This is a genomic window from Roseobacter phycocola, assembly GCF_042055075.2.
Taxonomy (GTDB): Bacteria; Pseudomonadota; Alphaproteobacteria; order Rhodobacterales; family Rhodobacteraceae; genus Roseobacter.
Map to the genome: position 1 here is coordinate 1576740 of NZ_CP194010.1, position 20598 is coordinate 1597337.

General features: G+C 59.0%; 19 protein-coding genes and 2 tRNA genes. 9 read left to right on the top strand and 12 right to left on the bottom strand.

What is annotated here, in order from left to right; genetic code table 11:
* Window positions 1-151: 151 nt before the first annotated feature.
* The 6 genes from AB4K19_RS07780 to purC all read right to left on the bottom strand — a co-directional run bounded on the left by AB4K19_RS07780 (window position 152) and on the right by purC (window position 5828).
* A complete protein-coding gene (locus tag AB4K19_RS07780; RefSeq protein WP_375227857.1) occupies window positions 152-922 on the bottom strand; it encodes a class I SAM-dependent methyltransferase in 771 nt (256 codons plus the stop codon).
* An 85-nt stretch (window positions 923-1007) separates the two neighbouring features.
* Window positions 1008-2342 (bottom strand): sigma-54-dependent transcriptional regulator, encoded by a 1335-nt coding sequence (locus AB4K19_RS07785; RefSeq protein WP_375227858.1) that lies wholly within the window; start codon window positions 2340-2342, stop codon window positions 1008-1010.
* A gap of 3 nt (window positions 2343-2345) precedes the next feature.
* Window positions 2346-4106, bottom strand: coding sequence for a sensor histidine kinase (locus AB4K19_RS07790; protein ID WP_436399405.1), 1761 nt, complete (start codon window positions 4104-4106; stop codon window positions 2346-2348).
* A gap of 36 nt (window positions 4107-4142) precedes the next feature.
* A complete protein-coding gene (gene purQ, locus AB4K19_RS07795) occupies window positions 4143-4811 on the bottom strand; it encodes a phosphoribosylformylglycinamidine synthase subunit PurQ (protein WP_375227859.1) in 669 nt (222 codons plus the stop codon).
* Window positions 4811-5041: a phosphoribosylformylglycinamidine synthase subunit PurS gene (purS, locus tag AB4K19_RS07800; RefSeq protein WP_375227860.1), complete on the bottom strand. Its 231-nt coding sequence runs from the start codon at window positions 5039-5041 to the stop codon at window positions 4811-4813. Before purS ends, purQ begins: the two co-directional genes overlap by 1 nt.
* Before the next feature lie 25 nt (window positions 5042-5066).
* Window positions 5067-5828 carry a phosphoribosylaminoimidazolesuccinocarboxamide synthase gene (gene purC / locus AB4K19_RS07805; protein ID WP_375230862.1) on the bottom strand — a complete coding sequence of 254 codons (762 nt, stop codon included), beginning with the start codon at window positions 5826-5828 and terminating at the stop codon, window positions 5067-5069.
* A 156-nt stretch (window positions 5829-5984) separates the two neighbouring features.
* Here purC and AB4K19_RS07810 point away from each other — a divergent pair, with 156 nt between their 5' ends.
* From AB4K19_RS07810 to AB4K19_RS07825, 4 genes are all read left to right on the top strand, one after another.
* On the top strand, window positions 5985-6299 hold the full coding sequence (locus AB4K19_RS07810) for a DUF1476 domain-containing protein (protein ID WP_375227861.1): 315 nt from the start codon (window positions 5985-5987) through the stop codon (window positions 6297-6299).
* Between the two features lie 143 nt (window positions 6300-6442).
* A complete protein-coding gene (gene bmt / locus AB4K19_RS07815; protein WP_375227862.1) occupies window positions 6443-7465 on the top strand; it encodes a betaine--homocysteine S-methyltransferase in 1023 nt (340 codons plus the stop codon).
* Between the two features lie 209 nt (window positions 7466-7674).
* Window positions 7675-8376: a corrinoid protein gene (locus AB4K19_RS07820; RefSeq protein ID WP_375227863.1), complete on the top strand. Its 702-nt coding sequence runs from the start codon at window positions 7675-7677 to the stop codon at window positions 8374-8376.
* A 75-nt stretch (window positions 8377-8451) separates the two neighbouring features.
* A complete protein-coding gene (locus AB4K19_RS07825; protein WP_375227864.1) occupies window positions 8452-9090 on the top strand; it encodes a DUF1638 domain-containing protein in 639 nt (212 codons plus the stop codon).
* Here AB4K19_RS07825 and AB4K19_RS07830 read toward each other — a convergent pair.
* Window positions 9087-9497, bottom strand: coding sequence for a SufE family protein (locus tag AB4K19_RS07830; RefSeq protein WP_375227865.1), 411 nt, complete (start codon window positions 9495-9497; stop codon window positions 9087-9089). The genes AB4K19_RS07825 and AB4K19_RS07830 overlap by 4 nt on opposite strands.
* Before the next feature lie 125 nt (window positions 9498-9622).
* On the opposite strand from AB4K19_RS07830, the gene AB4K19_RS07835 reads away from it, so the two are divergent.
* Complete coding sequence (locus AB4K19_RS07835; protein ID WP_375227866.1) at window positions 9623-10144, top strand: hypothetical protein; 522 nt, start codon at window positions 9623-9625, stop codon at window positions 10142-10144.
* A 3-nt stretch (window positions 10145-10147) separates the two neighbouring features.
* On the opposite strand, the gene rnd is transcribed toward AB4K19_RS07835, so the two are convergent.
* The 3 genes from rnd to purM form a co-directional block, all read right to left on the bottom strand.
* Window positions 10148-11308 carry a ribonuclease D gene (gene rnd, locus AB4K19_RS07840; protein ID WP_436399406.1) on the bottom strand — a complete coding sequence of 387 codons (1161 nt, stop codon included), beginning with the start codon at window positions 11306-11308 and terminating at the stop codon, window positions 10148-10150.
* A 79-nt stretch (window positions 11309-11387) separates the two neighbouring features.
* The gene (gene purN, locus AB4K19_RS07845; protein WP_375227867.1) at window positions 11388-11993 is read right to left on the bottom strand and encodes a phosphoribosylglycinamide formyltransferase; all 606 of its coding nucleotides are present in this window, start codon (window positions 11991-11993) and stop codon (window positions 11388-11390) included.
* Complete coding sequence (gene purM / locus AB4K19_RS07850) at window positions 11990-13036, bottom strand: phosphoribosylformylglycinamidine cyclo-ligase (protein ID WP_375227868.1); 1047 nt, start codon at window positions 13034-13036, stop codon at window positions 11990-11992. The genes purN and purM overlap by 4 nt, the downstream gene beginning before the upstream one ends.
* A gap of 118 nt (window positions 13037-13154) precedes the next feature.
* Between purM and AB4K19_RS07855 the strand changes: the two genes are divergently transcribed.
* Window positions 13155-13231, top strand: a tRNA-Ile gene (locus AB4K19_RS07855).
* 357 nt (window positions 13232-13588) lie between these two features.
* A complete protein-coding gene (locus AB4K19_RS07860; protein ID WP_436399407.1) occupies window positions 13589-15994 on the top strand; it encodes a methyl-accepting chemotaxis protein in 2406 nt (801 codons plus the stop codon).
* 378 nt (window positions 15995-16372) lie between these two features.
* Here the strand turns inward: AB4K19_RS07860 and AB4K19_RS07865 are convergent, their stop codons facing one another.
* Window positions 16373-17557, bottom strand: a complete 1185-nt coding sequence (locus tag AB4K19_RS07865) for a benzoate/H(+) symporter BenE family transporter (RefSeq protein WP_436399408.1) — start codon at window positions 17555-17557, stop codon at window positions 16373-16375.
* 232 nt (window positions 17558-17789) lie between these two features.
* Entirely contained in the window at window positions 17790-19115 is a 1326-nt protein-coding gene (locus tag AB4K19_RS07870) for an ATP-binding protein (RefSeq protein WP_436399409.1), read from the bottom strand.
* A 47-nt stretch (window positions 19116-19162) separates the two neighbouring features.
* On the opposite strand from AB4K19_RS07870, the gene AB4K19_RS07875 reads away from it, so the two are divergent.
* Together AB4K19_RS07875 and AB4K19_RS07880 are read left to right on the top strand one after the other, a co-directional pair.
* On the top strand, window positions 19163-20089 hold the full coding sequence (locus AB4K19_RS07875) for an MBL fold metallo-hydrolase (RefSeq protein WP_436399410.1): 927 nt from the start codon (window positions 19163-19165) through the stop codon (window positions 20087-20089).
* Window positions 20090-20154: 65 nt separating this feature from the next.
* Window positions 20155-20229: transfer RNA gene (locus AB4K19_RS07880), tRNA-Asn, on the top strand.
* Window positions 20230-20598: the final 369 nt, after the last annotated feature.

Consider the following 20598-nt stretch of genomic DNA (forward strand, 5'->3'; position numbering starts at 1 on the left):
AAGGCGAACCGAAATCCGCCACTCCGTCCACTCAGATAATGCTACCTGAGGTAAAAACACAATGGGTAAAGTGCACTGCGCAGGTGTCCGCCACCGAAAACCCGGCTCTGAAGTGGGTCTCCTGCCGGTCCTCGACTGTTCACATACCGGTTCAGGAGGGCTTCGCCAGCTGCCAGATCTGCTCAACGGGATAGCTTTTTGCCCATTCTGCGGGCACGGCGCCACGAGTGTCATCGGCCCAGTCGGGCGCATAGATCTCATCGTATTTCCGCACAGAAAACCCGATCTTCGAAAAGAGCTTCATCCAGTCTGAAAACGTCAGGTTGAAACAGATCCCGCTCGGGTCGATCTCGACCTTTGTCCAGTCAGCGCCCCACATGTTTCTGTACGGCCGGTGCAGCTTTGTGTCACAGGGTGCGCCATCGACCGGAGAACAGATCAGCGACAGCGGGTGATTGCCCAGAAACGCGAGCTGACCACCCGGTTTCAGCAGCCGCCATGCCTCGGCCAGCCAGTCCTCTGGCGGGCACCAGATCGCAGCGCCATATTCCGAAACCGCGAAATCGAAAGAGGCATCCGGCAACCCGGTTTTTTCCGCATTTCCTTCGATAAACGTGATGCCAGCATCGTATTCCGCGGACAGGCGGCGGGCGGTTGCGAGCTGCTGTGGCGCGACATCAATCGCCGTAACACGGGCCCCACGGCGTGCCATCCAGCCCGAGACATACGCCGTACCGCACCCCAGCTCGATGGCGTCCATGCCGGTCATGTCGGCAGGCAGCATCCCGATGCCCTGATCGGTGTGGTTCCAGTTACCCCAAACCGGTTCATCAAGGCCCCAGAGGCGCTCACCGGCGCGGACCCAGTTCGGGGCATCCGCGTCCCAGACATCCCTGTTTACCGAAACGTGGTCCCTGCCCATCGTGCTGCTCCGTCATCTGTAGAGTTGCCGGTATAGCACGGGCCGGGCCCGTCACCCAAATGCGCCGGACCCGCAAAGCCGGATGTCAGAGGTAATCGGACCGCGCGAGACCGTATTTCGCCATCTTTTCGTTCAGCGTCCGGCGCGGCAGGCAAAGCTCGTCCATAACGCTGGCAATGGAGCCACGGTGGCGGCGCATGGTGTTGTCGATCAGCATGCGCTCAAACGCCTCGACATATTCCTTGAGCGGCTTGCCTTCGGTCGTCATCACCGGCTGCATGTCTTCGTGATCGTTCATCAGAAGCGAGGCAATCGTCCCTGCCCCGCGACGCGACTGCAGCACTGCGCGTTCAGCCACGTTGATCAGCTGACGCACGTTGCCCGGCCAGGGTGCCTGCAGCAGTTGCGCGGCTTCCTGTGCGGTCACTTTGGGCGCTTCACATCCGTATTCATCGGAGAACTGCTCACTCAGGCGGGTGAAAAGCGTCAGGATATCCTCGCCGCGCATCCGCAGCGGCGGCACAGTGATCCGCAGGGCTGCCAGGCGGTAAAAAAGATCTGCGCGCAGCGCGTCCTCGGACGTTCGGCCGGCTTCCTGCAGGTTGGAAATCGCGACGATACGGGTTTCCGCCGGGGTTCCCTGTTCGTTGATCACGCTCAGCAGGCGCGCCTGCATGGTCTCTGACAGTGCCTCAATGTCCTCAAGCACCAGCGTGCCACCGCGGGCTTCCTCGATCGCGGGCAACTGCGCATCCTCGGGCATCATCGGTCCGAAAAGACGCTTGCTCAGCGCTTCCTCTTCAAAGGCACCACAGCTGACCAGCACAAACTTCTTGCCGGCTCGGCTGCCAACCGCGTGCAGCGCGTGTGCCACCAGGGTCTTGCCTGTTCCGGTTTCGCCATCGATCAGCACGTGACCATCGGCCTGGCCCAGATCCAGGATATCCTCGCGCAGACGTTCCATGACAGGGGACTGACCGATCAGCTTTTTCATGATCTGGCCACCGTCGCTCAGCTCACGGCGCAGAGCCCGGTTGTCCATCACCAGCCTGCGCGCGCCGGTCGCCCGCTTGGCCAGTTCACTCATCCGGTCGGGATTGAAGGGCTTTTCGAGGAAGTCATACGCGCCCACGCGCATCGCCTCGACCGCCATCGGCACATCGCCGTGACCGGTGATCATGATCACCGGCAGAGCACTGTCACTGCCCATCAGCTTTTTAAGAAACTGCATCCCGTCCATGCCCGGCATACGGATGTCCGAGATGACAATACCCGGATAGTCGGGCCCGAGCACCTTGAGCGCATCCTCTGCACTGCCGAATGTTTCGGTGTCATATCCGGACAGGGCCAGCCACTGGCTGATCGACTGCCGCATATCCTGTTCGTCATCCACAATCGCAATTTTCATCGCCTGAGCCATGATTTACTCCGCTGCCTGTGTCGCCTCGTCACCGGTCAGCACCGGCAACTGCATCTCAAATACTGCGCCCCCTGCCTGTCCGTTACGGGCAGTAAGCCTTCCTCCAAGGTCGTTAACGATCCCCGAGGAGATGGCAAGCCCCAGGCCCACGCCGTCCCCGGGCTGTTTGGTGGTGTAAAAAGGCTCAAACAGCGAATCGAGGTCTTCGATTCCGGGCCCGTTGTCCCTGACGGTCAGCGTTGCGGTCTCTCCGGCAGAGAGCATGACTTCCACCCTAGGTTGACGCTCGGACTTGGTCGCGTCAATAGCGTTGCGCAGCAGGTTCACCATCACCTGTTCGATACGCAGCCTGTCCCCCATCACGCGGACCGGGGCATCGGGGATGATCCGGGCGATCTCCACCTGTCGCTGACGCAGCTGCGGTTCCATCATCGACAGCGACGATGCCAGCGCTTCGCCCATGTCTACAGGGGTAAACGCCTCCTGGCCTTTGCGGGCATAAGACTTCAGCTGACGTGTAATGCCCCCCATACGTTCGATCAGATCATCGATCCGTCCGAACGACGAAAGCGCCTCTTCCTGACGGTTGCGCCGCAATAGCAGCCGTGCGCCGGCAAGGTAGGTTTTCATTGCCGCCAGCGGCTGATTGAGTTCGTGACTGACAGCCGCAGACATCTCGCCCAGAGCGGCCAGTTTGCTTGACTGCTCCAGCGTCTGTTCGGCCACTGCCAGCGTTTCCTGCACCCTTTTGCGCTCGGCGATTTCCCGCTGCAGCGCCACGTTCAGGGACCGCAGTTCAGCGGATTCCTGCTGAAAAAGCGCCATTCGCAACGCGCTGCGGCGGCTCAGGGCATAGAAGGTCAGCGCGAGAAGAATCGCAAACCCCATGATTTCGAGGGCCAGCACGCCGTTTACGCGTTCACGCACCGAGGCATAGGTGGTGAAGGAGGTGAGCTTCCAGCCCCGGAACGGAATGCGCGTCTCAAGCCGCATCACCGCCTCGCCCTGCAGGTATGCTTCCGCCGGCAGCGCGGTCCAGTCCGCCGTCGCCTGGATTGCCCGCTGGATCGCGTTCTGCGGTGTCTGTCGGGCCAGCGCCTCCTCTTCGGTGCGCCCGCGCCAGCGCGGCTCGGTGCTCAGAATTATTGCGCCCGTACTGTCGGTCACGATCACCGCATCGGAAATGCCCGCCCAGGCGGCCTCGAATTTCTGCAGTGCAACCTCGACGACAATGACGCCCAGAACTTCCGATCCGAATTCCACGCGACGGGAATAGATGAAATCATAGGCACCGGTGTCCCGCTGCGCGACCGTAAAAACCGTGGCATTCGAGCGCACAGCGTCCACAAAAAAGGCATCCTGGCGATAGGCCGACCCAAGCCTGTTCCGGTCCGTGGCGGCAACGGTGCGCCCGTCGATGTCCAGCAGCATCAGCGAGGCAGCACCGATCTCCTCAACAAAGGAGATCAGCCTGCGTGTGGACGCCGTATAGTCGGCGGAGTTCAGCGCGCCGACAAGTTCGGCGTCGCGCGCAAGCAGCCGCGGTACAATCGCATTCTGGCGCAGTTCCGCGAGCAGGTTCCCGCTGTAAAGCGCCAGGCGCAGCTCTGCCCGGTTCTTCGTACTTTCCGTGAACCGGTCCGTCAGCAGTTTGTTGGTGACTGATACAACCGTGACCGCGAGCACAATCAGCACAACCACGGCGGCGCGCACGCGCCAGCTGTTGGTCAGGGCTGGTGGATCCGGATCAGTATCAGCAGACATGTCTCAGACTATGCCGAAGGTGTGGTCACCCTCAAGTCACGCTGTGCTGAGGACACCGCCCAATGCGCGAAAGAGCGCCTGCCCGTCCGTGCCGCCATGGCCGGCATCCGCCGCCCGTTCCGGGTGAGGCATCATACCGAGAACGCGCCGGTTCTCTGACAGGATACCGGCGATGTCCGCGCGGGCGCCGTTCGGGTTGTCTGTATAGCGGAAGGCGACGCGATCTTCGTCCTGCAGCATGGCAATCGTGTCGTCATCTGCAAAGTAATTGCCGTCGTGATGCGCGATGGGCACGTTGATTACGTCACCCGCATTGTAGCCTTCAGTAAAGGCGGATGCGGATGTTTCCACGCGCAGGCCAACCGTCCGGCAGATATACTTCAGTCCTGCGTTGCGCAGCAGCGCGCCCGGCAGCAGACCGGTTTCCGTCAGAACCTGGAAACCATTGCAGATGCCGATGACGTAGCCACCCCGCTCCGCATGATCGGCAACCGACCGGCAGATCGGCGAATTCGCCGCAATCGCCCCACAGCGCAGATAATCCCCAAAGGAGAACCCGCCCGGGATGCCGATAATATCCACGCCATCGGGCATGGATGTGTCCTTGTGCCAGACCATCGAAACCTTCGCACCAGCGGCCTCAAAAGCCACCGCAAGATCGCGGTCGCAGTTCGATCCGGGGAAAACGACGACGGCAGCATGCATCAGGACAGCTCCACCGAATAGGATTCGATGACCGTGTTGGCCAGAAGCTTTTCGCACATCGCCGTGACGTCGGCTTCCGTTGTACCGTCTGCCAGGTCCAGCTCGATGACTTTTCCCTGACGCACTCCGTTCACACCATCGAAACCCAGCGCTCCAAGCGCGTGACGCACGGCCTCGCCCTGCGGGTCGAGAACGCCGTTTTTGAGCATGACATGCACCCTGGCCTTCATACTGTGATCTTCCTTTGTTGCTGGATCAGTTGATCAGTGTTGGTTTGCTGACGGGTGTTGCGGACTTCGGCATCACGCCAAGGCGTTTGGCAACTTCCGTGTAGGCGTCAGTCAGGTTCCCGAGGTCGCGGCGGAACACGTCCTTGTCGAGCTTCTGACCGGTTTCAATATCCCAGAGGCGGCAGCTGTCCGGGCTGATCTCGTCAGCGACAATCAACCGTGGGAAATCGCCGTCAAAGACGCGACCGACCTCGATTTTGAAGTCGACCAGCCGGATACCGACAGCGAGCATGACACCGGACAGGAAATCGTTCACACGCAGTGCAATGCTCAGGATGTCATCCATGTCCTGCTGGCTAGCCCAGCCGAATGCCGCAATGTGTTCTTCGGTCACCAGCGGATCGCCGAGGCTGTCATCTTTGTAGCAGTATTCGACAATCGGGCGCGGCAGCTGTGTGCCTTCTTCGAGCCCCAGACGCTGCGACATGGTGCCCGCCGCGTAATTGCGCACGATGATCTCAAGCGGCACAATCTCAGCACTGCGGACCAGTTGCTCGCGCATATTGAGGCGGCGGATAAAATGGTTGGGAACACCGATCTGCGTCAGACCGGTCATGAAGAACTCGGAGAGGCGGTTGTTCAGCACCCCCTTACCTTCGATCACAGCCTTCTTTTCGGCGTTGAATGCGGTGGCATCGTCCTTGAAATACTGAACGATCGTGCCCGGTTCGGGGCCTTCATACAGAATTTTTGCTTTGCCTTCGTAAATTTTCTTGCGCCGGGCCATGGGCGTCCTTTCGCGAATGAGCGACGGCATACCCGCCCCCGCTGCGCTCCTCTTAGTGCAACGCCGGTGATGCTGCAAGACAGCGACCCTTGCGCCGGACGATTCCACACCGCATATCTGTAGAAAGAGCAAATCATCACCACAAGGAGACCCCCCGTGAGCACCTTTGACGACCGCGAAAATGCGTTTGAGAACAAATACGCCCATGACGCAGAGATGCAGTTCAGGGCAGAGGCGCGGCGCAACAAGCTGCTGGGGCTCTGGGCGGCGGAACTGCTTGGTAAATCCGGCGATGCAGCTGCTGATTACGCCAAAGAGGTGGTGAAGTCTGATTTTGAGGAAGCCGGCGACGAAGACGTATACCGCAAGGTGTCCGGCGATCTGGGAGGCCGCGCGGACGAACAGACGATCCGGTCAAAAATGGTCGAGCTGATGGCGGTGGCCAAAGGCCAGATCATGAACGAAGTCTGACCGGGACAAAGCTGATTTTCCGGGGCGTTACAATTCCGCCCCGGGAACATGTCGGAAGACTCATAACAAATGTGAATATTATGAGTTTGCCTGGAGCGGCCAATTCTGAGAGGGGAAGGCTCGGAATTTGAAAGGCCCCGGGCATGACCAACTCATTCGAAGCGTTGCTGCAGGAAAAAGGCACGCTGCTGGCCGATGGTGCCACCGGCACCAACCTCTTTAACATGGGCCTGATGTCCGGTGATGCGCCGGAACTGTGGAATGCCGAACATCCCGACCGCATCACGACGCTCTACAAAGGCGCAGTTGATGCCGGCAGTGATCTGTTTCTGACCAACTCCTTCGGGGCAAATGCCTCACGCCTCAAGCTGCACGATGCCGCGAAACGCGCACATGAGCTGAGCCGTGTCGCGGCCGAAATCGGCCGCGAGGTTGCCGACACCGCCGGACGCAAGGTGATCGTGGCGGGATCTGTTGGCCCGACCGGTGAGATCATGGAACCTGTCGGCACGCTGAGCCATGCGGTTGCTGTGGAGATGTTCCACGAGACCGCCGATGGCCTGAAAGAAGGCGGTGCCGACATCGGCTGGCTGGAAACGATCAGCGCGCCGGAGGAATACAGAGCCGCGGCAGAGGGCTTCGCGCTCGCCGGTCTGCCGTGGTGCGGAACCATGAGCTTCGACACAGCCGGGCGCACGATGATGGGCGTGACCAGTTCGGACATGGTGCGCATGGTCAATGATCTGGGGGACAAAGCCCCCGTCGCTTTTGGGGCCAACTGCGGCACGGGCGCGTCCGATCTGCTGCGCACCATCCTTGGCTTTGCCGCTCAGGGGCCGGATCAGCCGGTGATCGCCAAGGGCAACGCAGGCATCCCCAAGTATATGGACGGTCATATCCATTACGACGGCACCCCCGAACTGATGGCGGACTACGCTGTTATGGCGCGGGCCTGTGGTGCCCGTGTGATCGGCGGATGCTGTGGCACGATGCCGGAACATCTGGCTCACATGCGCGAGGCTCTGGATACCCGTATGATGACATCTCCCCCGTCGCTTGAGGAGATCGCGGGCAGGCTGGGCGCGTTCTCTTCCGCAACCGACGGCACCGGCGAGGGTGAACAGCCTGCGCGGCGCACCGCGCGGCGGCGTCGGGCCGCCCGCTGAAACAACCGGAAACCTCCGGACGGCAGACGCCGATACACTGTAAATTAACTGGAAAAACCCTTTTAGGCTCCGGGGTATAGCCAGAAATTCCTGTGGAAAAGTCGCCCCCGGATATGGCGGTGTCGCTATTGTGACAGTTGGACGCACCCGATTTGTCGCAATACAGAAAAGAAACTGCACGCATCGCGTGACGTCAGAAAGGTAAGCCCATGTCCGACGAAGAAGACGATATCATCCTGTCAGAACTGGACGACGAAGAACTTGTCCAGCAGATGTTCGATGACCTCTATGACGGTCTGAAGGAAGAAATCGAGGAAGGCGTGAACATCCTGCTGGAGCGCGGATGGCAGCCCTATGACATTCTGACCAAAGCGCTTGTCGGCGGCATGACCATTGTGGGGCATGATTTCCGGGACGGCATTCTGTTTGTGCCGGAGGTGCTGCTGGCAGCCAACGCGATGAAGGGCGGCATGGCCATTCTGAAGCCGTTGCTGGCCGAAACCGGCGCACCCCGCGTCGGTAAAATGGTGATCGGCACCGTCAAAGGCGATATCCACGACATCGGCAAAAACCTTGTCGGTATGATGATGGAAGGCGCGGGCTTTGAAGTTGTCGATCTCGGCATCAACAACGCTGTTGAAAAATACATGGAAGCGCTTGAGACCGAAGAGCCCGACATTCTGGGCATGTCCGCGCTGCTGACCACCACAATGCCCTACATGAAAGTCGTGATTGACACGATGGTCGAACAGGGCGTGCGCGATGATTATATTGTGCTCGTCGGTGGCGCACCGCTGAACGAAGAATTCGGCAAGGCCATCGGTGCCGATGCCTATTGCCGTGATGCCGCCGTGGCAGTTGAAACCGCCAAAGAATGGGTCGGACGCAAGCACAATCAGAAATCCGCCTGACACCACAGGCGCAGTATTCTGAAAGGCCTGCTCCGGGACACCGGCGCAGGCTTTTTTGTGACAGGAGGCTCTCTGTTGACACAGATCCAGGATTCAGAACTGACCGAACAGGGTTTGCCGCTCGGGCACCGGACCGGGCGGGTCCTTCTGATCGCATGTGGTGCGCTGGCGCGGGAAATTCTGGATCTGCGCACGGCAAATGGCTGGGACCACCTCGATCTGACCTGCCTGCCGGCAAAGCTGCATCTCTACCCGGACAAAATCACTGAAGAGGTACGCAAAGCGGTCAACGCCCATCGCAATGACTATGACGACATTTTTGTCGTCTATGCCGACTGCGGCACTGGTGGCCTGCTGCAGGCAGCTTGTGACGAGATGAGTGTCAGCATGATTGCAGGGCCACACTGCTACAGCTTTTTCGAAGGGAATGAAGCATTCGCCGAGCGCGCCGGGGACGAGTTCACGGCTTTTTACCTGACAGATTTCCTGGTACGCCAGTTCGACGCTTTTGTGATCCGCCCGATGGGCCTCGACCGCCATCCCGATCTGCGCGACATGTATTTCGGCAACTACGAAAAACTGATCTATCAGGCACAGACCGATGATCCAGCCCTGACGGAAAAAGCGAAAGAATGTGCTGACCGCCTGGGGCTCGCCTTTGAGCGCCGCCTGACCGGCTACGGGGACCTGAAAACTGAGCTCGCCCGGCTTTAAGCCGCTGCAGCGGCCGTTTCGCGGATACGTTCGATCATCGCTCTCAGGCCGTTGGAACGCTGCGCAGACAGGTGATCATTCAGACCCAGGCGCCCCATTTCCGCGCGGGCGTCAATCGCGTTGATCTCTTCAACACTGAGACCGTTGTAAAGCCGGCGCAGAACGGCGATCAGACCGTTCACAATCATCGCATCACTTTCGCCGTCAAACGTCAAAGTGCCGCCTTCTGTGACGACATGCAGCCAGACCTGGCTGGCGCATCCGTCAACCTTTGTCGCCGGAACCTTGAGCGCTGCATCCAGCGCGGGCATTGCCTTGCCCTCTTCAATCACCAGCCGGTACCGGTCTTCCCAGTCGTCCAGAAACTCAAAGTCCTCGACCAGTTCCTCAAATGCTGCCTGTGCCATGTGCTTTCTCCGACATTCGCGTATGACCTAAGTCGCGGTACATGAAAGGTCCAGACCCTTCCTTGATGCTTTTCAAGACCGGCCGGACAGGCTACACCGGACAGAAGTTAACGACGGCAGGCACCATGCGCACATCAGTTTCCGCCCTTTTGATTTCGACACTTGTTCTGACAGGGTGCGGTTCAGTGCGTGACAGCAGTCTGAACCCTTTCAACTGGTTCGGCGGCAGCAGTTCAGAGGCTCCTGCCCCGCAGGTTGAAAACGACAACCCGCTGATCCCGGAAAACACAGGCCTCTTCGCCCGCAGTCGTGAAAGAGCCGCGATTTACACGGGCGAACCCATTGACACGATCAGCAATCTGGTGATCGAGCGTGTGCCAGGTGGTGCGATCATCCGGGCCACCGGGATTGCGTCCGTTCAGGGGGTGTATGATGTGCGCCTGACACCGGCGCTTGATGATGAACAATCCGAGGATGGCGTTCTGACTTACCGGCTGGAAGGTATCCGGCCAGACGACATTTCCCAATCGGGCGGGCCAGCCACGCGCGAGGTGACAGCAGCCCGCAAGGTCACCGACCAGACACTGAGCGGCGTGCGCAGCATCAGAGTCGAAGGTGTCACAAACGCGCAGGTGTCACGCCGCTGAGGATCAGTCGATTTCGACGATCCGCACGTCAGAGCCGTCAGCTGCAAGACCAATCCTGCCTTCGCACAGACGCAGCGCATCCGATCCGAAAACTTCGAGCCGCCAGCCCGACAGCGCGGGCACATCGCGCAGCCCCGCTGCAATCGCGTCAAGGTCTGCCGCAGGAGCAATCAGCTTAGCGGCCACGCCGGCACTTTCCGTTTTTGCCTTGAGCAGCACCCGCAACAGATCCGCCAGCGCAGGATTCACCTGGAGCTTGTCACGGGTCCGGTCCGGCCGCGGCATGTCATCCTGCGGACACTCAAGACCCGCCGTAACAGCGGCGAGAATGCCGTCAGCTATATCTCCACGGCGCGCTTCGCGCAGCAGCAGGCGCGATCGCCCCAGCTCTTCGCTGTTTTTCGGTTTGTTGGACGCCAGCTCCACGAGCGCGTCATCCTTGAATACCCTGTTGCGCGGAATATTGCGCTGTTGCGCATAGGTTTCGCGGAACGCGGCGAGCTCCCGCACGATGGCCAGGAACTTTGGTGAATTGGTCCGGGTTTTGACGCGCCGCCAGGCTTCACGCGGCTCAACCACATAGGTGCCCGGAGTGGTCAGAACGGAGAGTTCCTCACGCACCCACCGGCTGCGTTCCGTCTCTTCCAGCCGTTTGGCCAGGTATTCATAAATCTCGCGCAGATGCGTCACATCCGCCAGCGCATAGGTCTTTTGCGCGGACGTCAGTGGGCGGCGGGACCAGTCGGTAAAACGAGATGTTTTATCAAGCTGCTTTTTCGCCACCCGGCGCACCAGCGTCTCATAGCCGACCTGTTCGCCAAACCCGCAGACCATTGCCGCGACCTGCGTGTCAAAAAGCGGCTCCGGGAAAACGCCTGCATCCACGAAAAAGATTTCCAGATCCTGGCGCGCCGCGTGAAAGACCTTGACCACCGAATTGTTCCGGAAAAGGTCGTAGAGGGGGTCCAGTGACAACCCATCCGCCAGCGGATCAACCAGGACCGCAGTATCATCCGTACGGCCCGGCATCGCCAACTGTACAAGGCACAGTTTTGAGTAATACGTCCGTTCGCGCAGAAACTCAGTATCGACCGTCACATAATCGTGCTGTGCCGCCTCCTGGCAGAAGGCTGCGAGTTCCTGAGTTGTCGTGATGGTCTTCATACGGGCAAATCTTTTTTCTTGGCTCGGCCCCACACCGCGGCACTGTTACACGACTGGCCGCTGAAAGGCCAGAACGCGATTACGGCTCTCCGGACCGCAGGAAAACCGGTGTTCTGTCGCCAGCCGCAAAACGCCGCAGAACAGCCGGATACAGGCGGTGCTCCTCAACCAGAACACGGGCGGCCAGTGTTTCAGGTGTATCACCGGGCAGCACAGGAACCTGTGCCTGACCGAGCACCGGCCCGTCGTCCAGTTTTGCGGTGACTGCGTGCACGGTACAGCCGTGAACATCGTCGCCCGCATCAAGAGCACGGGCATGTGTATGCAACCCTTTGTATTTCGGCAGAAGAGACGGATGAATGTTGAGCATCCGGCCCTGCCACGGGTCCGTGAACCCGCCGGTGAGCTTGCGCATGAAGCCTGCAAGACAAATCATATCCGGGGCGTGGGGTTCGAGTGCTGCGGTCACCGCAGCCTCAAACGCGGGCCGGTCGCCGGCAAACGGCTGATGGCGCACAACTTCGGTGGGTACGCCGCGCTGACGCGCTTTTTCCAGCCCACCGGCCCCGGGGTAATTGGACAGGACAACGCAGGGCCTCGCAGGATGATCGCCTGTCATACTGTCGAGCAGCTTCACCATGTTGGACCCGCCACCTGAGATAAAGACGGCAACCCGCATGGTCACAGAAGAGACCCGTCGTACTGAACGCCCGGAGTGGCCGAAACGACACCGATCTGTGTGACAGTTTCGCCTGCGGCACTCAGCAGATCCGAAAGCGCATCCGCCCGGTCAGATGCCACACACAGCACCATACCCATCCCGCAGTTAAAGGTTTTGAGCATCTCCTGTTCCTGCATACCGCCGGTTTTGGCCATCCAGGCAAAAACACCCGGCAGCGTCCAGCTGTCGAGGTTGATCTGCGCCCCAAAACCTTCGGGCAGGACACGCGGCAGGTTTTCGGTCAGGCCACCACCGGTAATATGAGCGAGCGCATGTACACCGCCTGATCTGATGGCTTCCAGTGCCGGACGTACATAAAGCCGTGTCGGGGTCAGCAAAGACTGCCCCAGCGTCGTATCTGCCCAGGGACAGGCGTCCTCCCAGCCCAGACCGGACAACTCAACGAGGCGCCGCACAAGGCTGTACCCGTTCGAATGCACTCCGTCAGAGGCGAGCCCCAGAAGAACGTCACCTTCGGCAACACCGGCCGGCAGGTCGTTTCCGCGCTCCATCGCACCGACAGAAAAACCGGCGAGATCAAAATCACCGGGCGGATACATGCCGGGCATTTCAGCGGTCTCGCCACCGATCAGCGCGCACCCTGCCCCTTCGCATCCACGGGCGATACCTTCGATAATCCGCGCTGCCTTTTCTGTGTCGAGCGCACCTGTGGCGAAATAGTCGAGAAAAAACAGTGGCTCCGCACCCTGGCAGACCAGGTCGTTCACACACATGGCAACCAGATCCACGCCCACGCTGTCGACATAACCGGTATCAATTGCAATACGCAGTTTAGTGCCGACACCATCTGTCGCCGCGACCAGGACCGGGTCAGAATACCCGGCATCCTTCAGGTCAAAAAGGGCGCCAAAACCGCCAAGGCCCGCCATCACACCGGACCGGCTGGTGCGCTTTGCTGCGGGCTTGATGCGGTCCACCAGCGCGTTCCCGGCGTCGATGTCCACCCCGGCATCGGCATAGGTTATTCCGTTTTTTGGCGCGGTCATGCTCGTTCTCCTGGCCCCTGCGGTCGCTGTTCGCGGATTAGAGCATAAAAGACGCGACTGCAACGTGCGCTGCACTCTTGACCTCCCCTGTCTGCGGCCTTACGCACACCACTATGGCGGGCCTGTAGCTCAATTGGTTAGAGCAGAGCGCTCATAACGCTTTGGTTGCGGGTTCAAGTCCTGCCGGGCCTACCATACCCACCAGAAACCGGCCACGACTGCAGGTCTTTCAGAACGCCACTCTGTGCGGGCGGCAGATGGCCCGTTTCAGTGCCTGCTCAGCCAGACGACCGTTGTGACCACCAGTTTTGTTGACGGCGGCCACGCACGACGTGCCAGACCACGGTTTCTGCCCACACCTTCCCGCATTTTTTCGTATGTTCAAGGCACGGGCATAAAGCTGAAACACGCCGAACAGCAGCGATCCGCCCGCCCGCAGGCGCAAGACAGATTCTTAGCAGAAAAAACGCTCCATTCCGTCATCAGGTAACGAACCGTTAGAGAACTGAACGTAGATTTACGCAACTCTGCACTGTTGAACCGGAGGTGGGTATGACACTCGCAATGCGCATTTATCTTGGCATGGGATCCATGGTCGCTCTGATCGTCATTCTGGGCGGTTTTGCGGCGTTCCAGACCAGCCGGCTTGCCGACACATTCATTGACTACCGCACGACGGCACGCGACAGCCTGCTTGCCGGTGATTTTCTCGAAGACATGTTTGAAGCGCGGCTCGCATCGGCCAAATACCGGCTGACCAAAGACCAGGCTTTTGTTGAGGAAGTCTCTGGCAACATTGCGGAAGTTGTTGATCTGAAGAAAGCGCTGACCGAAATCATCAGCCACTATGAGGGGCTGGGCCCGGTGGCTGGTATTCCAGATCTGCTGGCTGAATACGAACGCCTCATGGGCGAGGCCTACGAGCTGCAACAGCAACGGGACACCCTCGTTCAGACCTCAGCCGATACGGGTGTCAAAGCCCGGCGCCAGCTTTCGGAAGTTATGGAAACAGCACTGCGCGATGACGATGCGGTTGCCGCTGCAGCAGCTGGCGAGGCCGGTATCAACCTGATGCTGGCACGGTATTACCTTGAGAAGTACCTCGTGGATAACCGTCCCGAAGATGCAGCGCGCTCAAATCAGGAGATCGAAAACGCGCGTGTGGGTCTGACAGAACTGATGACCGAACTGCAAAACCCCAGGCGTCGGGAGCTGACAGAAGAGACAATGAGGGATCTCGACGTTTTCGATGCCACCTCGGAGGCGGTCGCCGACGTGATTGCGCAGCGCAACACACGCTATGACAGAATGGATGAAATCGGACCCGAAGCGCTTGCGCTCGTGGAGAGCACGGTGGACGCGGTTGTGGCACAGCAGAACAGCCTTGGTCCTGCGGGTGTTGCCATGGCGGATCGCTCCATCCTGATTGTATCGCTGCTTGTGGCGGCAGCGACCGTCATCGGGGCTGGGCTTGCCTTCTTCACCGGACGTGCGATTGCGTCCCGGCTGGCTCAGGTCACTGCCGATATGAACCAGCTCGCAACCGGTGATCTCGACATCGAAATTGAGAGAACAGAAGCGAGGCACGAGATCGGGCAGATGACCAATGCGATGGTTGTTTTTCTGGAAAACGCACGCAAAGCGAGGGATCTTGATCTTGAGGTCAAGGAAAAAGAACGCCTCGCACGCGAACGCGACGAGGACGAACGCGCGCGACAGGCGCAGCTTGAGCAGGAAAAACGCGACCGGGATGAACGAGAGAGAGAGGCTGAACGGGCAAGACTGGAGACCGCGCAGGAATTTCAGAAACAGATGGAACGCGTATTGGGCAAAGCCGCTTCGGGAGATTTTTCCGAACGTCTTCCTGCCGATATTGAGGATGACGGCCTTGTCCAGCTTGCGCAGATCGTCAATCGCCTGCTGGAGCAGACCGAAGACAGCATCGATGATCTCGTCCGAAGCATTGGCGAGCTGTCAAACGGCAATCTAGGCGTCCGGATCGAAGGTGAACGCAGCGGGGTTTTCCTGCGGATGAAGAACGATTTCAATTCCGCACTCAGTGCGTTGTCCAACACCATGTCGGACATCATGGAGAGTGGAAAGACCGTTTCCGCAACCTCGCATCACCTTGAAACTTCTGCGAACGACATGTCCAAGCGCGCCGAAGACGCCGCTGCTGCGATCGAGGAAACTTCCGCCGCAGTTGAGGAAATCGCGTCCAGCATCAGCCAGGTTGTGGAAAATGCCAGATCGGCAGATGCCGCCACACAGAAGGTCCGCAAAGGGGCCGATGTATCCCGCGATGTATCAGACCAAACGGAAGCCTCAATCGGCACGATTGCGGAAGCATCGGGTCAGATTAACAGCGTCGTGAAAGTCATTGAAGATATTGCCTTTCAGATCAACCTTCTTGCTCTGAACGCGGGCGTCGAAGCCGCACGCGCAGGAGAAGCAGGCCGCGGTTTTTCTGTGGTCGCATCTGAAGTGCGCGCCCTGGCACAAAGATCACAGGAAGCTGTCCAGGAAATCAGCACAGTAATTGACCAGAATGCGCAGAGCGTAAAGACTGGCGTGGAGCATGTCACCCAGTCCCGAAAGGCGCTCGAAGCGATCATCGCGGATGTTGAAACAGCATCAACGCAGATTTCTGAAATTGCGATGGCCGTGGAGCAGCAATCTTCCGGTATCCAGGAGGTCAATCTGGCCATCGGTTCAATTGACAGAACTGCGCAGAACAACGCCGCAACGCTGGAAGAAATGACGGCTGCCAGTGTTTCGACAAGCAAAGAAGCCCAGAACCTTGCCAAAGCGCTGAGCCAGTTTCACGGGTTACCCGAAGTTGGCGCCCAGAAACCTATGGCCCGCGACGCCGGAATTGAGCCGCCCAGACAACGGCAAGCCAGCCAATCCGCCGGCGGCGCCCAACCCGAGGCCGTCTCAGGGTGGGAGGAGTTCTGATAGAAAGCGCTGACGAGGGCGAACAGCACTCTGGAGCGCGTCATCGGGATGCAGGACGGCGTTCAGACACAGTCAGCTTGAGTCCACTCTTGCCTTTGAGCACCCGGCTGCCCAATCGAACACTCAAAGGTCTCCGGTCCAAATCTGGATTTCTTTGGGTCGAGCTGCAGTGTGCCGCGATCCGCACACGACGAGGCAAAAAAACTGAGGGCTGCCGGCCGTTTGCGCGGGTCACACAGTTGCAGCGCAGGGGAAACAAAAATTTCTCGGAAACACAGAATGCAAATACGGAAACCTTTGAACAGACACGGCTTGGAATGAGGCCCGACGCCTTTTGCGGGTCAGACTGACAGGTTCCATTTGGGTAAGGAACGCGGCCTAAACATCTGTTTTTCTTTGTGACGCGGCCTTCATCATCCAGACAACCGAACCGGCCACAACTCCCCAGAACGCGCCACTGACACCAAAGAGTGTCATTCCGCTTGCGGCTACAAGGAACGTCAGCGCCGGGGCTTCCTTCTGGTCAGGATCACTGAAAGCCGATGATACCGAACCAACAAGAGCCGGGATAAGCGCCAGTCCGGCAACGGCGGTTATGAACGAAGCCGGCGCGAGGCTGGCCAGCGAAATGATCAGCGTAGCGGCACATGCCATGCCAACATACGCCACACCGGAAGTCACCGCGGCCCAGTACCGGGCATCCGGATCACGCCCGGCGTCTTCCCCCGCCATCATCGCAGCCGTTATCGCGGACATATTAACGGGAATCGCACCGAAGGGCGCAATCACCATGCTGACAAGACCGGTGTCCCGGATCAGGGCCTGCCGCCGGACGCTGTATCCATTGAGCTCAAGGACTGCGAACCCAGGAATGTTCTGCCCCGCCATCGTGACGAGATAGAGCGGCAGTGCGATGGAAAAAAACGACTGAACCGTAAAGACCGGGGCAACCGGCACGAAATCAGGCAGCCACTGGCCATCAGACAAAGCCGGTGTCGCGGACGTGTCCACAGCCAGCGCCAGAACACAGACAAAAGTGATCACGGCAAACGGCATGGCTGCCAACCGGTTCCAGCACAGCCCGATCAACCACGCGCCAAACACCGGCAGCATCAGCATTGGAATTTCAGCAAACGCCATAGCCGGCGCAAAACAGAGCTTCAGCAGGACGCCCGCCAGCAAACCATTGGCAATCGGTTTTGGGATGGCGGCAACAAGCCTGCCGAGCGCAGGAACGAACCCGGTCAGGATGATGAGGCAACTGCAGAAAATCAATGCCCCTGCGGCCTCTCCGAATCCACCGGGCAAAGCCGCCGTCGCGGCCAGAAAAGCAGCACCCGGAGTCGACCATGCAACTGCCGCGGGAATACGCGTTTTTATGGGCAGCCAGATACTGCAGATACCCATACCGATTGTTGCAAAGAAAAGGCCGGTCGCAGCCTGATCGCTGGTAGCACCCATGGCTGTCATCCCAGCAAGCACAATCGCAAACGAAGCTGCATAACCGACAAAAGCCGCGAGCAGCCCCATCGAAACAGCGGGCAGGGAAAGATGACGGATCATACGGGGCGGGACCTTCTGACTATTGTAGTGACACTCTCAAAACTCAGCCGGATGCACCAGATCCCAAACATCTAACCGCAGAGTTGCGAGCCCCGGCTCTGTGCGCTAAGCCGGGTCGGTGGCACTGTCCGTATGACATGGTCGGCGCCCGTGCGGCCGCCGGAACGGTCAGGCCAACGGAAGTGCATCCCGCCTGTTTCCGCGCAGGGTGCGGAAAGAAAACCTTTGGGCACTATCGCGCGATGACGATATCCGCCTGAAGCCCGCCCATCCGCTGCGAACTGCCAAGCCGCAATACACCACCATGCGCGCGCGCGATGTCGGTGGCGATGGCCAGCCCGAGCCCGACCCCACCCCCCTGATCCTGGTTTCGGGCAGGATCCAACCTTGTAAACGGCCGGGTCGCCTCTTCCCGCCGATCGGCCGGGATACCCGGACCATCATCCTCCACCCGGATGCGCAGCGCCTTGTCACTGAGCATCACGGAAACCTCTGCACGGGCTCCATACCGCACGGCGTTGGAAATCAGGTTATCAAGCGCCCGGCGCATGGTCAGTGCGTTCAGTTTGACCTCGCCGGTTCCATCGCCCTCCGCCTGCGCAACAGAAACATCCCGCCCGGCACGCTTTGCGTCTTCGACAGCCTCACTGACCAACAGATGCGGATCTACCGGGACCGGTTCACCCTCGCCCGCGCCTTTTACAAAGTTGAGGAAGGCATCCAGCATCTGCTGCATGTCGTCGACATCCTGCTCCAGCAACTCACGCTCTGCGTCATCCAGCATCGACAGGCTGAGACGCATTCTCGTCAGTGGTGTGCGCAGATCATGACTGACGCCGGACAGCATCAGTGTCCGCTGCTCGATCTGACGTTCGATCCGGGCCCGCATATCAAGAAAAGCATTCCCGGCAGACCGCACTTCCAGAGCACCGGCAGGTGTGTAGGGTTCATGTCGGCCCCGCCCGAATGCTTCGGCTGCATGTGCCAGACGCTTGATGGGCCTGAGCTGATTGCGCAGATAAAGGATCGCGATTACCGTCACAATCCCACCAAAAAACAGCATGTTAACAAACAGCTGATGGGGGTTTGACGCCGAAATACGACGCCTGTCAAAGCTGAGACGCACCGGCCCGTGATCGCTCCCGGCGTAGACATGCACGCGCCGGTCTTCTGTCAGATCCGTGACCATCACCGCCGGCACTTCAGCAGGCAGCCGTGACACGATCACGCGCCCCGAAAAATCATACCAGTCCCGCATATCTGCCTCGGGCACCTCAACCTGATCGACCGCCACAGCGGCCATGTCCAGTTGCCCCACCTGTGCACTGACGCGTGCGGGTATGGCTGCGCGATCAGGCGCCTGATTTGCGACATTCAGCACCAGACGCAGTTCACGCGACACAGTTGCCGCCATCTGCCGGGTCACATCTTCAAAGTGCCGCGTCAGAAACAGAATCGTGACAACGATCTGCAGCACCACGACAGGCAGCAGCAGGATCAGCACAGCGCGGGCATAAAGCGAACGCGGCATGTATTGTTTGAGCCAGCCAAAAAACATAGACCTGAATCTATCCGCGCCCCGGGCGATTAGAAAGAGCCAAACAGATGAAGATGCCAGAGGATTTTGACCCGGTTCATGGTGAAGTTGTCTCTCTGGGCCCGATGCTGCGCCGTATCGTGGCGCCCAACCCGTCCCCGATGACATGGCGCGGCACTAACACCTACCTGGTTGGTGCGTCACACGTGGCTGTGATTGATCCGGGGCCAGACAATGACGCCCATCTGCAGGCCATCCTGGCCGCAACGGATGGCGGACACAGCATCAGCCACATATTGGTTACACACGCACATCTTGATCACTCTCCACTGGCGCGACAACTGTCAAAGCTCACCAGGGCGCCGGTCCTGGCATTTGGCCCGGCCGAGGCCGGCAGATCGGCGGTCATGACCCGCCTTGCCGCGTCAGGCCTTGCAGGTGGTGGCGAAGGGATCGACACCGGCTTTCAGCCCGACACTCGTCTGACACATGGCGCAACGGTCGATGGTGACGGCTGGACGCTGAGGGCGCTGCATACGCCGGGACATATCGGAAACCACATCTGCCTCGCATGGGACGATGTCTGTTTCACCGGAGATCACGTCATGGGATGGGCCAGCTCGCTTGTCTCGCCACCGGATGGTGATCTGACCGATTTCATGATCAGTTGTGCGACCCTTCAGAAGGAAAAATGGCGCATTTTTTATCCCGGGCACGGAAAGCCGGTAACCAGCCCACAGGAACGTCTGAAATGGCTGATCTCGCATCGTCAGGCCCGCGAGTCAGCTATTCTGGACGCACTGGACGCAGGCCCCGCGACGGCCGCCCACATCGCGCGACGGATCTACACAGATGTAACTGCTGAACTCCTTGGTGCTGCAACACGAAACGTCCTCGCCCACCTTATTGATCTGCATGAAAAAAAGGTGGTTCGCAGCGTCGGAGACCTGAGCGAAACAGCGTCTTTTTTGCTGCGTGAAAAGGCTGGTGGCTGATTTTAATTTTTTCGCGGAAACCCTCTGGACGCGGGTTTTGAGCGCTGCTATATCGCCCAGACCGTTCCGGCGTAGCTCAGCGGTAGAGCAGTTGACTGTTAATCAATTGGTCGTAGGTTCGATCCCTACCGCCGGAGCCATGAAAAGCCCTTTAAGAGCATCACCTTAGAGGGTTTTTTATTTTAGCGCTTTGTTCAAACGCACCTTGAATCGCCACGGAGTCGCCACGGCCAACCAAATTCAAGGATTTATTATGGAAAACCAACTCAATCAAAAGTGAGGTTTGTAAGCGATTTGAAATCCATGTTTTCTGCATGGTCCGCGAACCAATGAGAAACATAACAAAGTTTCTTCATCGTACGCAATCTGCCTTCATTACTCTGATAGGTATTTCCGACTGTAAAGCTTTTCCCGTTTCGGTGGTGAATACTTCTGTGTACCCTATTCAAATGGCAGGAATGGGTATTTATTTCAAAATGATGGTTTATTCTCTTACTACCTCAACGGTC

What these genes read in the sequence shown, in the direction of transcription:
- AB4K19_RS07780 (WP_375227857.1), bottom strand. Translation starts at nt 922, where the DNA reads ATGGGCAGGGACCACGTTTCGGTAAACAGGGATGTCTGGGACGCGGAT.
- AB4K19_RS07785 (WP_375227858.1), bottom strand. Translation starts at nt 2,342, where the DNA reads ATGGCTCAGGCGATGAAAATTGCGATTGTGGATGACGAACAGGATATG.
- AB4K19_RS07790 (WP_436399405.1), bottom strand. Translation starts at nt 4,106, where the DNA reads ATGTCTGCTGATACTGATCCGGATCCACCAGCCCTGACCAACAGCTGG.
- purQ (WP_375227859.1), bottom strand. Translation starts at nt 4,811, where the DNA reads ATGCATGCTGCCGTCGTCGTTTTCCCCGGATCGAACTGCGACCGCGAT.
- purS (WP_375227860.1), bottom strand. Translation starts at nt 5,041, where the DNA reads ATGAAGGCCAGGGTGCATGTCATGCTCAAAAACGGCGTTCTCGACCCG.
- purC (WP_375230862.1), bottom strand. Translation starts at nt 5,828, where the DNA reads ATGGCCCGGCGCAAGAAAATTTACGAAGGCAAAGCAAAAATTCTGTAT.
- bmt (WP_375227862.1), top strand. Translation starts at nt 6,443, where the DNA reads ATGACCAACTCATTCGAAGCGTTGCTGCAGGAAAAAGGCACGCTGCTG.
- AB4K19_RS07820 (WP_375227863.1), top strand. Translation starts at nt 7,675, where the DNA reads ATGTCCGACGAAGAAGACGATATCATCCTGTCAGAACTGGACGACGAA.
- AB4K19_RS07830 (WP_375227865.1), bottom strand. Translation starts at nt 9,497, where the DNA reads ATGGCACAGGCAGCATTTGAGGAACTGGTCGAGGACTTTGAGTTTCTG.
- AB4K19_RS07835 (WP_375227866.1), top strand. Translation starts at nt 9,623, where the DNA reads ATGCGCACATCAGTTTCCGCCCTTTTGATTTCGACACTTGTTCTGACA.
- rnd (WP_436399406.1), bottom strand. Translation starts at nt 11,308, where the DNA reads ATGAAGACCATCACGACAACTCAGGAACTCGCAGCCTTCTGCCAGGAG.
- purM (WP_375227868.1), bottom strand. Translation starts at nt 13,036, where the DNA reads ATGACCGCGCCAAAAAACGGAATAACCTATGCCGATGCCGGGGTGGAC.
- AB4K19_RS07860 (WP_436399407.1), top strand. Translation starts at nt 13,589, where the DNA reads ATGACACTCGCAATGCGCATTTATCTTGGCATGGGATCCATGGTCGCT.
- AB4K19_RS07865 (WP_436399408.1), bottom strand. Translation starts at nt 17,557, where the DNA reads ATGATCCGTCATCTTTCCCTGCCCGCTGTTTCGATGGGGCTGCTCGCG.
- AB4K19_RS07870 (WP_436399409.1), bottom strand. Translation starts at nt 19,115, where the DNA reads ATGTTTTTTGGCTGGCTCAAACAATACATGCCGCGTTCGCTTTATGCC.
- AB4K19_RS07875 (WP_436399410.1), top strand. Translation starts at nt 19,163, where the DNA reads ATGAAGATGCCAGAGGATTTTGACCCGGTTCATGGTGAAGTTGTCTCT.